Source organism: Streptomyces sp. CGMCC 4.7035, from assembly GCF_031583065.1.
Taxonomy (GTDB): Bacteria; Actinomycetota; Actinomycetes; order Streptomycetales; family Streptomycetaceae; genus Streptomyces; species Streptomyces yaanensis.
In genome coordinates, this window is record NZ_CP134053.1 from 6,986,092 (window position 1) to 6,999,043 (window position 12,952).

Annotated in this window: 11 protein-coding genes and 2 pseudogenes; 6 read left to right on the forward strand and 7 right to left on the reverse strand. The window is 68.9% G+C overall.

Features of this window, described 5'->3' with window-relative positions; all coding sequences use genetic code 11:
• Positions 1 to 31: 31 nt before the first annotated feature.
• Positions 32 to 171: pseudogene (locus Q2K21_RS35950) on the reverse strand (esterase); the annotation flags it as partial.
• Positions 172 to 262: 91 nt separating this feature from the next.
• On the opposite strand from Q2K21_RS35950, the gene Q2K21_RS30710 reads away from it, so the two are divergent.
• On the forward strand, positions 263 to 1,060 hold the full coding sequence (locus Q2K21_RS30710; RefSeq protein WP_310777541.1) for a class I SAM-dependent methyltransferase: 798 nt from the start codon (positions 263 to 265) through the stop codon (positions 1,058 to 1,060).
• Positions 1,061 to 1,206: 146 nt separating this feature from the next.
• Positions 1,207 to 1,371, forward strand: a pseudogene (locus tag Q2K21_RS30715) (DUF397 domain-containing protein); the annotation flags it as partial.
• 60 nt (positions 1,372 to 1,431) lie between these two features.
• On the opposite strand, the gene Q2K21_RS30720 reads toward Q2K21_RS30715, so the two are convergent.
• From Q2K21_RS30720 to Q2K21_RS30730, 3 genes are all read right to left on the reverse strand, one after another.
• A complete protein-coding gene (locus Q2K21_RS30720; RefSeq protein ID WP_310777544.1) occupies positions 1,432 to 2,847 on the reverse strand; it encodes an FAD-binding oxidoreductase in 1,416 nt (471 codons plus the stop codon).
• A 249-nt stretch (positions 2,848 to 3,096) separates the two neighbouring features.
• On the reverse strand, positions 3,097 to 4,269 hold the full coding sequence (locus tag Q2K21_RS30725) for a serine hydrolase domain-containing protein (protein ID WP_310777546.1): 1,173 nt from the start codon (positions 4,267 to 4,269) through the stop codon (positions 3,097 to 3,099).
• A 240-nt stretch (positions 4,270 to 4,509) separates the two neighbouring features.
• The gene (locus Q2K21_RS30730; RefSeq protein ID WP_310777548.1) at positions 4,510 to 4,980 is read right to left on the reverse strand and encodes a MarR family winged helix-turn-helix transcriptional regulator; all 471 of its coding nucleotides are present in this window, start codon (positions 4,978 to 4,980) and stop codon (positions 4,510 to 4,512) included.
• A 49-nt stretch (positions 4,981 to 5,029) separates the two neighbouring features.
• Between Q2K21_RS30730 and Q2K21_RS30735 the strand changes: the two genes are divergently transcribed.
• The gene (locus Q2K21_RS30735) at positions 5,030 to 5,509 is read left to right on the forward strand and encodes a MarR family winged helix-turn-helix transcriptional regulator (RefSeq protein ID WP_310777551.1); all 480 of its coding nucleotides are present in this window, start codon (positions 5,030 to 5,032) and stop codon (positions 5,507 to 5,509) included.
• A 176-nt stretch (positions 5,510 to 5,685) separates the two neighbouring features.
• Here the strand turns inward: Q2K21_RS30735 and Q2K21_RS30740 are convergent, their stop codons facing one another.
• Entirely contained in the window at positions 5,686 to 8,109 is a 2,424-nt protein-coding gene (locus tag Q2K21_RS30740; RefSeq protein WP_310777554.1) for an LPXTG cell wall anchor domain-containing protein, read from the reverse strand.
• Positions 8,110 to 8,325: 216 nt separating this feature from the next.
• Between Q2K21_RS30740 and Q2K21_RS30745 the strand changes: the two genes are divergently transcribed.
• The gene (locus Q2K21_RS30745; protein ID WP_310777557.1) at positions 8,326 to 8,817 is read left to right on the forward strand and encodes a hypothetical protein; all 492 of its coding nucleotides are present in this window, start codon (positions 8,326 to 8,328) and stop codon (positions 8,815 to 8,817) included.
• A 71-nt stretch (positions 8,818 to 8,888) separates the two neighbouring features.
• On the opposite strand, the gene Q2K21_RS30750 is transcribed toward Q2K21_RS30745, so the two are convergent.
• The gene (locus Q2K21_RS30750; protein WP_310777560.1) at positions 8,889 to 9,569 is read right to left on the reverse strand and encodes a TetR/AcrR family transcriptional regulator; all 681 of its coding nucleotides are present in this window, start codon (positions 9,567 to 9,569) and stop codon (positions 8,889 to 8,891) included.
• 166 nt (positions 9,570 to 9,735) lie between these two features.
• On the opposite strand from Q2K21_RS30750, the gene Q2K21_RS30755 reads away from it, so the two are divergent.
• The gene (locus tag Q2K21_RS30755; RefSeq protein WP_310777563.1) at positions 9,736 to 11,148 is read left to right on the forward strand and encodes a serine hydrolase domain-containing protein; all 1,413 of its coding nucleotides are present in this window, start codon (positions 9,736 to 9,738) and stop codon (positions 11,146 to 11,148) included.
• 11 nt (positions 11,149 to 11,159) lie between these two features.
• Here Q2K21_RS30755 and Q2K21_RS30760 read toward each other — a convergent pair whose 3' ends face one another.
• Positions 11,160 to 11,675, reverse strand: a complete 516-nt coding sequence (locus Q2K21_RS30760; RefSeq protein WP_310777566.1) for a hypothetical protein — start codon at positions 11,673 to 11,675, stop codon at positions 11,160 to 11,162.
• Positions 11,676 to 11,889: 214 nt separating this feature from the next.
• Here Q2K21_RS30760 and Q2K21_RS30765 point away from each other — a divergent pair, with 214 nt between their 5' ends.
• Positions 11,890 to 12,873 (forward strand): TIGR01777 family oxidoreductase, encoded by a 984-nt coding sequence (locus Q2K21_RS30765; protein WP_310777568.1) that lies wholly within the window; start codon positions 11,890 to 11,892, stop codon positions 12,871 to 12,873.
• Positions 12,874 to 12,952: the final 79 nt, after the last annotated feature.

The window sequence follows — 12,952 nt, forward strand, 5'->3', positions numbered from 1 at the left end:
GGGCCGGTCTTCCAGCGTCAACCTCGATCCGTTACGCCAGCGACCTTCGCACTGCGTCGACCAGCGACATCGCACGCATATCCTTGGGGCCCTCAATGGTGTGGTTCATCACGTAGCCGAAGGCGATGCCGTGCTCGGGGCGGCGAAGCGGAAAGAACGTCCCCGACGAGTCCCTGGTCGTTAACCACGGCGTGCTCGTCGCCTCCGACCTGGCGGCGGCCGCCACGCATATCCAGTACCTCGCAGCACGGAGCACGAATACATGAACCTCTTCACCGGAACCGCCACCTACTACCGCCAGTTCCGCCCCGGCATCCCCGAGGGCGTCACCACTGTCCTGGACCAGATCACCCCGGCGCGGCCCAAGGGCCCGCGACGTCTTCTGGACGTCGGCACCGGCACGGGGCTCGTCGTCGAGGCACTGCTGGCCCGGTTCGACGACATCATCGCCATCGACAGCGACGCGGAGATGCTCGCCGCCGCCGAGTCCGCGCTTCGTCCGAGACTGCCCGGCAGCTCCCGTCTATTGCTCGTGGAGAGCACCGCAGAGAACTTCGTCCCGCCCGCAGACTGGCAGGCCGACCTGGTCACCATCTGCCGGGCGTTCCACTGGCTCGACCAAGGCGCCGTACTGAACCTCTTGGACAGCCAGGTCGCCTCGGACGGCGTCGTCGCGATCTTCGGCGACAACAGCTTCTGGGCTGCGGGCAGCCCCTGGAAGGAGGCGGTCCGCGACGTGATCAAGATATTTCTCGGCGAGGAACGCCGCGCGGGTTCGGGCACCTTCCAGCACCACAACCGCTCGTACAGCGAGATCATGGAGGAGTCGCCGTTCAATCGGGTCGAGGAAGTGCGCGTACCCGTCCAACGCACCTGGACGAGCGAAAGCATCCTCGGTCACCTCTACTCCACCTCCTTCGCCGCACCCCACCTTTTCGGCGACCGGCTGGAGGAGTTCGAGAAGGCGGTGAGGAACCAGCTCGCCGAGTTCAGCGACAACGACACGTTCCCTGAGGACAACGAGTTCCTCATCCGCCTCGGGCGGCGGAGTCAGACGTGACAACCGAACGGCACGTGCAAGGCCTGGGGTGCGGTTGCTCGCCGGACAGCTCCCGTGCGGCGGTCAGCCGTACCGGAACGCGTTCAAGTGCCGAGCCTGTCGATCGCATAAGCCCGGAAATTCGATCGCATAAGCCAAGGGATCTTGTGACGGCACCCTCAGAGCAGCAGTGGTTCAAGTCCTCGTACAGCGGCGGCAATGGGACCGAGTGCGTGGAATGGGCGCGCGTCGATAACACCACGCTTGTACGAGACCCCAAGCGTGCCAGTGGTCCCATCATCAACGTTCGCCCCCAAGCCTGGCGCGCCTTCATAGACGCGCTGGCGAAACGCAACAGGCGCGACCGCCTGCACCACGGCCTGTTCACATGCTCACGGCCTCCGCGCAGCCGATACGAACAGTCCCTCCGGGTCGTACCCGGCGCGGATGCGCTCAAGTCGCTCCTCATGCGAGCCGAAGACCGCGCCTCGCAGTTCGCTCGCGTCCTCGCCGAGCCCGGCGAAGTTGACGTATGTTCCGCCGCTCGAAAACGGCTTCATCGCGTCCCACGCCGAGCGTGCCCACCCGATCGCGGCCTCGTCCAGCGCCGGGTCCCGCCAGCCCGCGTCGATGCTCAGGTTGTAGCGCGCGGACCGGTGTGCGAACGCGCTGTCGTCGGGGTCGACGCGCGCCACGGCGCCGCCGAGGGTGCGGATGACGATGAGGCTCTCCGGGGTCGGCCGCCGGGAGTCCCAGTCCAGCATGGTGCTGATGGCCTCGTCATTCAGCTCGTTCATGAAGTGGGACTTCATGAAATAGCGTTCGCCGTCGGGGAACCGCGGGGTGTTCGCGCTCTGCAGCACTACGTAGGGCAGGGTTCCGCTCAGGTCGATCAGCGGCGGGCCGAGCTCGTGCTGCGGCGCCAGCGCGGCGGTGGCACCGTCGCCCGGCGGGCCCCCGTACACGGCGCCGACTATGACGCAGTTCGATCTGTGCAGTTCCTGCGGGATCCCGGGGTCGGCAGGGACGCTCCAGAGCACGATTTCCGACGTCACCGTCTCCGGCGCGGTGTAAGTCGCGTCCCGCCAGGCCCGTAGTACTGCCTCGGCGTGCTCGTACGGGTGGAGAACCAGCACCGCGGCCACCAAGGGGCCGAGCGAATGGAGGTCGAACTCGAAGGATGTGACGACCCCGATACCCCGGCCTCCGCCGCGCGCTGCCCAGAACAGGTCGGGCTCCTCCTCCCGGTTCGCGGTGCGCACCGCGCCGTCCGCGGTGACGATCTCCAGCGATCGGACACTGTCGCAGCTCAGACCGAACGTCCGCATCACGAACCCAAGGCCGCCGCCGAGCGTGAGACCCGCGATCCCGGTCGCCGAGATCTCGCCTCCCGGCGTGGCCAGACCGTGCAGCTGGGTCTCGCGGTCCAGTTCGCCCCAGGTCACGCCCGCCTGGGCGCGTGCCGTACGGGCCGCGGGGTCGACGTAGACGCCCTTCAGCCGCGAGAGGTCGATCACCAGCCCGTCGTCGCACACCGCGCTGCCCGCCACCTGGTGCCCGCCACCGCGGATGCTGACGACGGGACGGTGCTCGCGCGCGATCCGTAGCACCTCGACGACGTCCGCCGTGCCGGAGCAGCGGGCGATGAGGCCGGGGCGACGGTCGATCAGGCCGTTCCACACGGCGCGGGCCTTGTCGTAGCCGGGATGGCGGCGGTCGATCACCTCACCCCGAAACGAGGAGCGAAGCTGATCGGCGATCGCCTGCTCCACAGCGGCTGTCGATGTGGCCCTCTGCTCGTCCGGCATCGGCGTCACCTCCCCCGGTGCGCGCTGCTGGCTGCCGCTGTCTGTTCTTCCACCGTAGGTCGGAGTCGTCGGGCCTGCATGCGGGCCCGACGACGCTGGTGACTTCGGTCTGTCGGACGGTGATCTCTTGGCGTACGCGGTGACCGCCGGTGAGCCGGCACGCCAGGAACGGGCCGCTCTTTCCGGTGATGCCGCTCCTTCCGGTGATGGTGATTACGGGGCCGGTCTTCCCGCGTCACCCTCGATCCGTTACGCCAGCGACCTTCGCACCGCGTCGACCAGCGACATCGCACGCATATCGTTGGGGCCCTCGATGATGTTGTTCATCACGTAGCCGAAGGCGATGCCGTGCTCGGGGTCGGCGAAGCCCAGTGAACCGCCTCGACCGGGGTGGCCGAAGGAGTTCGGCCCGGTCATGGGGTTGGTCTCGGTGGGCAGCATGTATCCGGAGCTGAACCGGGTCGGCACCATCATCACCTGGTCCACCCCGTCGGCCTGCTCCTCGGTCGCCGATGCGAGGGTGTCCGGGGTGAGCAGGCGTACGCCGTCCACCTCGCCGATCAGCGCGGCGTACATGCGTGCCAGTCCGCGCGCGGTACCGATGCCGTTGGAGGCCGGGAGCTCCGCGGCCTGCACCTCGGGCGAGTTGAAGTCGATCTCGGCCGGGTCGGTGACCGAGAACGCCCGGTTGGTGAGCGAGTTCGGGTCGCGCAAGGCGGCGACCATGTCGCGGAACTCCGCGGGGATCGACTCCGGAGGGAGGGCGGTGAAGTCGACCTCCGGCTCTTGGTACACCATGCGGCTGACGCGGTCGCGTTCACTGCCCGGCAAGCCGATGAAGAAGTCCAGCCCCAGTGGAGCGGCGATCTCGTCGGCGAAGAAGCGGCCCGGTGTGCGGCCGGAGACCCGGCGGATCACCTCGCCGACCAGCCAGCCGAAGGTCCGGCCGTGATACCCGTGCGCGGTGCCCGGAGCCCACAGGGGGCGCTGAGCGGCCAGCGCGGCCACCATCGGCTCCCAGGCCAACGCCTCGGCCAGGGTCACCGGTTGGTCCAGCGCGACCAGGCCGGCCTGGTGGGACAACAGCCGGCGCACCGGGATGTCCGCCTTGCCGTTCGCGGCGAACTCCGGCCAGTACTTGGCCACCGGCGCGTCCAGGTCCAGCGCGCCGCGCTGGGCCAGCAGATGCGCCGCGGTCGCGGTCGCCCCCTTGGTCGCCGAGTAGACGAGTTGCAGCGTGTCCCGCGTCCACGGGCGACCGGTGTCAGGGTCGGCGACTCCACTCCACAGATCCACCACCGGCCGGCCATCGTGGTACACGCACACCGCGGCTCCGATGTCCCCGTGCCGGGCGAAGTTGGCCTCGAACGCCGCCCGCACCGGTTCGAACCCGGCCTCGACCTCACCGTCGATCGTCGTCATACGCCCATCCTGGCATTCGGCTGCCCACGCGGTGCCGGATCGCTGCCAAATCCTGTGGCTGAGCCGCCCTGTTGCCGGGAGATCGTTGCGCCGAAGCGATGTGGTTGCGCGCCCGAACCGCCGACTTCCTCGCGGACCGTCAGACAGGCGCGAACGAAGCCCTCAACGGCTGGGCGCCCGTGGCCGCCCGGGTTTTCCGAGGGTTGGGTGCCTCGCGCTTCCCCTTCCCTCCTCCCGCGATCACTGACGGGGCGTCTCCGCCGTCAAGGCGTCGAGGTGAGTGGCGACCCGCTGAAGCAGGTTCACCAGCAGTCCGTACTCCTCGGGTGAGAGGCACTCCATCACCTGCGCCCTCAGGATTCCGGACTTCTCGGAGACCCGCTGGTGCGCCTGTCGGCCCTCGTCGGTCAGCGTCGCGGTGTCGTCGTCAGCGATGTGCGCCCAGCCGCGCTCGACGAAACGGTCGACGTACGGGCGCATGGTGGGCTCGTCGGTGGACAGGAACGCCGCCATGGTGTCGTCGAGTTCGGCGATGGTGATCGGCTCGTACGAGAGGGCGTTCAGCACCTGCCACCCTCGCCGGTTGAGTCCGTCCGCGGCGAGCAGCCGGCCGAAGTTCTCCTCGATGGCTCCGTCGATGTGCTTCAGCCAGTAGCCGAGCGGTCGCTGCTCGCGGACGTCGGGCAGCCGAGTCAGGTCGGTGTCGGTCATGACGATCCCCCAATGCATGTAGTTTTACAATGATTGTAAGATAGCATGCATGTCGAAGAAGGCAAGGGAAGAGGACGAGGCGGTCGCCGTCGTCGAGCGGGCCATGGTGGCGATTCGCCGCAGCCAGACGCGCCGATCGCTGGGGCGGCTGGCGCCGCCAGACGGCGGCAGGACGATCGACCCCACGCTGTTCGGCGTGCTGGACGCCATCGAGGAACGTGGCGAGCCGTGCGCCGTCTCGGACGTCGCCACCGCGCTCGGCGTGGACCAGCCCAGGGCGAGCCGGCTGGTGCTCCGCGCCGTCGAGGAGGGGTGGCTGGCCCGCCGGACCGACCCGTCCGACGCCCGGCGCGCACTGCTCGCCCTGACCGACCACGGGCGCGAACAGCTCGACCGCACGCATCGGATCCGGCAGGAGATGTTCGCCCGGGTGATGGCGGACTGGCCGGACGCCGACCGGTCCGAGTTCGCGCGACTCCTCACCGCGTTCGTGACCTCGTACGCCGAGGTGGCCCCCAGCGGCGACTGAGCGCTCCGCTGGGGGTCCGGATTGCCACCTGCGGGTGCGTCGTGGCTGGTCGCGCAGTTCCCCGCGCCCCTTTGGGGGCGCGACAGTCGCAGCCGTTCCTGAAACGGGCTCGGCCCCGCAGCCGCTCCGGAGAACGGCCACGGGGCCGAGACATTAAGACAGCCGTGCGCCTCGGATCAGCTTCGGCTCGCCTTACGGCGACGCATCCACCACGTCAGCGCTCCGCCCGTGGCGAGCAACGCGGCCGCCAGGCCCGTGATCCAGCCGACGTTCGAGGTTCCCGTGTGGGCGAGGTCGCCGGTCGGGTCGTTCGTCGACGGGGTCGGGGTGTTGTGGCCGCCGGCTCCCGTGGTGCTGGGGTGCGGGTCCGGGGTGGAGGACGGCGGTGGGGTGGACGGGGTGTTCGACTTGGTGGGGGTCGGGGTGGGGTTCGTTCCGTCGTCCCCGGTGTCGAGCCTGCCCGCGCCGTTGCCGCCCAGGTAGGCGGTCTCCGTGTCGCGGTACGACACCTCTGCCCGCTGGGAGTCCTTGGTGGTCTTGTCCAGGCGCGGGTGTTCGACGTTGAACTGCACGCGGGTGATGTTCTGCTTGGGGGACTTCGAGAAGTCGACGCCGCCCACGATGAAGACCCAGACCTTGCCGCCGTACTCGCGCTCGAAGGTGTAGTCGCCGTCCTTGTACGACTTCACCATGGCGTCCCAGGTCTGCTTGGGCGTCCAGCCGGGCTTGCGCAGCTTCCAGCGGTCGATGTCATTGCTGCCGATGATCTTGTGGAAGTCGGTCGGCCTCTTCGCGTCCTGCTGCTTGATCCACTCCGCGGCCACCCGAGAGGTGTAGACGCGGCGCAGGTCGGCGAACTTGGCGTCGGTGTTGACCGACTTCTCGACCTCGGGGAGGATCATCCGCTCGTACTGGGCCTGGTTGTACTCCATGATCTCCTTCGGCTGGTCGCAACGCTGACCGCCGATGGGGGTGTCGTAGTCCATCTCCTCGGACTCGACCTTCAGGGGAGCATCCAGGATGTACAGGCCGCCGTCCTGCTCACGGACCTGGGCGGGCTTGGGGCTGATCCAGTTGCGGAACGTCAGGCACGGGGCGCTGCCCGGCTTGGAGCGCAGGGAGTCCCAGAACCGGTCGCCCAGTTCGGTCTTGGGGTTCATGAGCTGGGCGGAGGTGTGCTTCATCTCCAGGTCGGCTTCGAGCAGGACGCGTCCGGCGTCCGTCTTGCCGAGCCCGGCGTCCATGATCTTGTCCGGCTGGTCGGGGTTGAGGTTGACCCACAGCTTGGACGGGTCGAGGGCGAGCCAGGTGAAGAAGGCGTCCGAGGCGAGCTGAAGCTTCTCCTTGCCGCCCCAGCCGGGATTGGTGTCCGGGTCCTTCACGTAGTCGGCCTTGAACGAGTAGTCCAGAGCCTTGCCCTTGACCGGGTTGCCGACGTAGCGCAGTTCGAGGGTCGTGAAGTCGATGCCCCCGGGGCCGCGGCCGAACCCGCCGCGGGTGTTGGCCTTCTGGTACTCCTGCTGAATCCGGCGCGCCTCCTCGGGAGTGGCCGCGGAGCGGTAGGCCGCGTCGTTCATCGGACCGCGGCCGCCCTTGAGGGGGTCGGGGTTCATGACCGGGTCGTACCGGGTGTAGACGTTGGGCTTGTAGACCGCCTTGCCCACCTGGATGGACTCGGTGATCCCCGCACGTTTGGCGCCGCCCGGCCCGGGCCCGAGGGACCTGTTGAGGTCCTTCACCCAGTCGATCGTCTTCTGCTCCGTCTTGGCGCCGGTGGCCATGCGGAGCCGATAGTCCTGGTACTTCCTGTCCTTCAGGACGGCTTCGTCGGCCTTGGCCTGGTCGTCGCGGTGGGAGCCGTTGGACTTCATCTCGACGAACTGCTTCGTCCGGTGGTTGACCGCGTCGTAGTCCCGGCGATAGCTGTTGCCGGCGGCGTCCTTGACCCGGATGGTCTCCTGGCAGATCCAGTCCGGGCCCACCAGGTTGTACTTCCTGACCATCTGGGCCTCGTAGGCGCGGCCCTTGGCGTTGTTGACCTCGTTGCCGATGTAGCGCAGGTCGAGCCAGCGGTCCCACTCCTTGATGGCCCTGGTGCCGCCGAGCTGCTTGTTGTAGCGGGCGTAGATCTCCATGGCCTTGTCGCGGAGATCGCCCGAAGCGGCGTACTTCCGCTTCCACTTGTCGATATCCGCTTTTGTGCTGCCGGCCTGGTCCAACTGGTCCTCGGTCGGGGCCAGGAGCCCGTCGAACGCCTTGGCGGGGTTGTCGAAGTCGTAGGCACCCGACTCGCTGTCCGGGCGCACGGTGTACTCCCCGCCGTCCGGGATGCCGGAATTCGGTGGCGTGGTGTCGTACTTCTTGCCCAGCCAGCGCTCGTCGCAGCGCTTGGGCAGGGCCGCTTCCGCCTGGTCCTGGAGGCCCGGAAGCCCGGCCAGGAGCAGCCCTGTTCCGACTATGACCGCCAGGCTCGGAGCCAGGCGGGAGCGGGTTCCTCCGCCTGCGCGTCCGCCTGCGACTCCGCCCGCGCCTCCGCCCGCTCGTGCGCCTGCTCGTGCTCGTGCTCGTGCTCGTGCTCGTGCTCGTAACGATGTGCTCATTGTTTGTCCCTGTGTCCTGGGGGCTCGGGGACAGAGCGAGCGGTGTAGCCCCCGTGACATGTACACCACTCTGCGCCTCAGCGTAGAGGCTCATGTGGCGGATGGTGAGCGGATATCTGTGTGTGGCGTGTGTCGGCACTGTGTACGGTACGCGCCAACTCTCCCGAATGGCCGCGTAGTTAAATCAGCCGCCGTCGCCTTCTCTACAGTGAGCCCATGACCGATCCTGGGGCCGACGACCGAGAGACCCACCCCGAGTTGGCGGCGTGGCTGGCCGAGCGTTCCGCGGGGTTCACGGAGTGGGCCAGGGCGACCGGCGAGGAAGAGCGCTGGGACTTCGGTCCGGACTCGCTGGACGCGCTGGAGGACCTGGTCCGGCGGACGTTCGCCGGCGAGGACGAGGTCACGGCGGCGAAGTCCGGCTCGTTCGTCCAGGGGGCCGTCTGGTACATCGGGGAAGTCGTCCGCCGGACCCAGGGTGCGGTGTGGCGGTACGAGCCGTTCGCGCCCGGTGGCGGCACTCCGCCGGCGCTGTTCGCCTCCGGCAAGGCGGCGGTCACCGACACACCGCAGGTGGTACGGCCGTACGGCGAGGAGCAGGGGTCGCTGTACCCGATGGGTGCGCTGAACGAGCTGTACTGGGACGAGGACGAGCTCGACAACCCGATGGAGGCGCACCTTCGGGACGTGCTGGATTCGTTCGCCTGAGGCACCGGGGCACCCCGGGGCACCGGGGCACCTCGGGGCACCGGGTACTGCCTGAGCTGCGGAGTGTTGTCCTACGCGCGGCCCGCGACGAGTTGGGTTTCGAGGCCGTCGAGCATGGCCCGGAGGCCCGATTCGAAACTGTCCTCGGGCAACGCGGCATAGTCGGCGGCGGGCGTTTCGAGGCGGGCGCGCAGGCGCGGGAAGTCCATGGCGATCTCTTCGGCCTTCGCCATGCTGTCGCGCAGCAGTTCGTCGGCGTCGCCGCCGTCACGGCCGAGTCTCCGCGTGAGTGAGACCGCCGCGGCTTGGCTCAGGGCATTGCCGAGCACGTAGGTGAAGACGGCCGTCGCCGCGCGGTCGGCCTGTGCACCGGTGAATCCGGCCGCCTCGTAGAGGGCGAGGGTGTGGTCGTCGTGGCGGGCCTTGCCGGGGCCGTACACCACGTAGGAACCGAAGGCCTGCACAAGCCACGGATGGCGGGTCAGGTTCGCGTACAGGTCGGTGGCCATCGCGGTGACCGCGGTCCGCCAGTCGCCGGCCGACGGGTCGGGCAGCGCGAGCTCGCTCCATACCCGGTCGGCGGCGAGGACGATGAGGTTGTCCTTGCTGCCGACGTGCCAGTAGACCGCGGTGGCCGCGGAGCCCAGCCGCTTGCCCAGGGCACGCATGTTCAGGCCCTCCAGGCCTTCGGCGTCCAGCAGCTCGATGGCGGCCTTGACGATCTGTTCACGGGTCAGCGTCTCGCGGGGCATGCGCTCACGATAGGGCACCCCACAGGCCTCTTGCACAGTGTTCGAGAAAGTACTTGCACACCGTTCAAGTCACTCCTAGGCTTCCACTTGAACACAGTGCAAGTCACCGGCTCCGGCTACCACGGCGCCCGGCGCCATACGCGGCGGGCTGCGGGAGGGACACGTCATGTCACAGAAGGCACTGTCCGAGTTCGTCGAGGCGACCGCCGCGAAGTTCGGCATTCCCGGCGTTGCCGTAGGGGTATGGGCGGACGGTCGGGAGACCTACGCCTGCCACGGCGTGACGAACACCGAGAACCCGCTGCCCGTCGACCAGGACACGCTGTATCTGCTGGGCTCGGTCACGAAGACCTACACGGCCACCGTGCTGATGCGCCTGGTGGCGGAGGGGAAGGTCGAGCTGGACGCGCCGGTACGCCGGTACGTTCCCGAACTCGGGCTGGCGGACGAGGAGACCGCCGCGAAGGTCACCGTGGCCCACCTGCTCAACCACACCTCGGGGCTGGACTGGGGGGTCATCACCGACACCGGCGAGGGGGACGACGCGCTGGCCGGCTACGTGGCGAAGATGGCCGAGCTGGAGGTCATGACGCCTCCCGGCACCCGGGCCTCGTACAGCCAGGCGGGGTTCAACCTGGCCGGGCGGGTCGTGGAGAAGGTCACCGGTCTTACGTACGAGCGGGCCGTCGCCGAGCTTCTCTTCGAGCCCCTGGGGCTGTCGCACAGTTTCTTCGCGCGCGACGACATCATGACCCGGCGCTTCGCCGTGGGGCACAACCGCGGCGAGGACGGGACGCTGTCCGTCGCCCGGCTCTGGCGCCGTTCGCGCGGCGACAACCCGGGCGGGGGTATCGCGTCCTCGGTGGCGGACCAGCTGCGCTGGGCCCGGTTCCACCTCTGCGACGGCCGCGCGGAAAGCGGCGCCCGACTTCTGCCCGCCGAGGTGCTGCACCGGATGAAGGAGCCGACGGTCGCCTTGCGGGCCAGCAACCTCGGCGACGCCCTCGGCATCGGCTGGTTCCTGCGCGACGTGGACGGCGTGCGCACCGTCGGGCACGGTGGTTCGGCGAACGGTCAGTTCGCCGAGTTCCTCGTCGTGCCGGAACGGGACTTCGCCGTCGTCGTGATGTCCAACGCCGGGCCGGACGGCATCCCCTTCAACCAGGAGGTCGTCCGCTGGGCGCTCCAGACGTACCTGGGCGTGACCGACCAGGACCCGGAGCCACTCCCCTACGACCCGGCGCGGGCCCGGGAGATCGTCGGGGGCTACGAGAACGACGTCATGACGCTCACCATCGAAACGGAGGAGCCGGCGGGGCTGAGGCTTGAGGTCGTCCTCAAGCCCGAGATCCGTGCGGCGGCGAACACGGAACTGCCTCCGGACCACGCGCCGTTCCCCTTGGGCCTGCTGCCCGGCGACACGGACGAGTACGTCATCACCGGCGGCGCTTTCAAGGGGCAGCGCGGCTTCTTCACCCGCGACGAGACCGGCTCGGTCGTGGGGATCGACCTCGCCGGCCGGCTGTTCCAGCGGGTCACGGACGGCAGGACGGCAGCCACGACGGCACCCGTCGAGTGAAGTCCGGCGCCTCAGTCCCCGAGCGACATCTGTCGCAACGCGCGGCGGGCCAACCCCTCCGCCCGCTCCGCGTTGGACAGGACACGGGCCTGCTTTCTGGGCCCCCACGTCAGCTCCACCAGCAAGAGCGCGACCAGCAGCCACGACACCGCCATCTCCCGGGTCGAACCCGTGAAGGTGTCGTACACCGCCAGGGCCACAGCCAGTACGGCGACGAGAACGACGATCCACAGGAAGAGGCGATCGTATTCCCGGGCTCTGCGCAGCCCGTCGCCGTACTCGATGACGGCGGGCGCCAGTCGGGCCTCGGGGACGCCCTCGCCGCGGCGGGTGGCGCGCACCACCACTGCCCGGTCGACGGGGTCCAGTTGCTTGGCTTCGGGCCAGGCCCTGCTCATGCGACGCGCCACCCTGATTCCGTAGAACAGACTCAGCACGAAGGCCACCACCGCCGCGCCCACCCACGATCCCGACTCGGCGAGCACCAGCGCGCCGAAGAAGAAGCCGACCGGCAGACCGACGCTCACCGATCTGCGGACCGGCCCCCCTTGCCATACCCAGCCCGGGACCCCGACCACAGGTTCATGGTGGGGGGCGTCGGCTCGCGGAGCAATCTTGGTTCCTCCGGGTTTCGTCCGGGTTCATCCGGCTGGGCGACACGCGACCGGAATGATTCCGAAGATGTTTTGAACGCGTTCAAATTCCTCATAGACTTCTCTCCACATACGAGAGGCGAAGCCCATGAAGATCGTGTTGCCCGGAGGAACCGGGCAGGTGGGTACGGTCCTGAACCGCGCGCTGACCGCCGCTGGGCATGAGGTCGCGGTGCTGACCAGACAGCCGACGCGCCGGGGTGAGGTCGCTTGGGACGGGAAGACCCTGGGTCCCTGGGCCGAGGCGATCGACGGCAGCGACGTTGTCGTCAACCTGGCCGGTCGCAGCGTGAGTTGCCGCTACACCGCCGACAATCTGCGGGCCATGATGGACTCGCGGGTGCATTCCGCCCGGGTTGTGGGCGAGGCCATCGCCGCCGCCGACCGACCTCCCCGCGTCTGGCTCCAGATGAGCACCGCCACCATCTACGCCCACCGCTTCGACGCGCCCAACGACGAGAAGACCGGCGTGATCGGAGGAGCCGAACCCACCGTCCCGGGCTACTGGTCCTACAGCGTCGACATCGCCAAAGCCTGGGAGCGGGAGCAAGAGCAGGCCGAAACCCCGCACACCCGCAAGGTCGCCCTGCGTTCCGCCATGGTGATGAGCCCCGATCGGGGCGGTGTCTTCGACATCCTGCTGTGGCTGGCACGGCTCGGCCTCGGCGGTCCGGTCGCGGGCGGCGCACAGTACGTGTCCTGGATCCACGACCGCGACTTCGTCCGCGCGGTCGAGTTCCTCGTCGAGCGGGACGATGTCGTGGGGCCGGTGAATCTCGCCGCCCCCGCCCCTCTGCCCCAGCGCGCGTTCATGCGAGCGCTGCGCTCCGCGTGGGGTGTCCCCGTGGGCCTGCCCGCGACGAAGTGGATGGCCGAGCTCGGCGCGTTCGCGCTGCGCTCGGACACCGAACTGCTGCTGAAGAGCCGGCGTGTCGTCCCGGGGCGCCTGCTCGAAGCGGGCTTCGCCTTCGACCACCCGCGGTGGCCGGACGCCGCCGACGACCTCGTACGGCGCATGCGAAGCGGACGAGCACAGCCGCGCGATCCACAGCGGTTGCCCCCACGGCAATGATCCGCCGGGGCGGGGACAGGGCCAGGGCCAGGGCCAGGAGGGCCGGTTCCGCTCGTATGGGGGGAGCGGAACCGGCCCT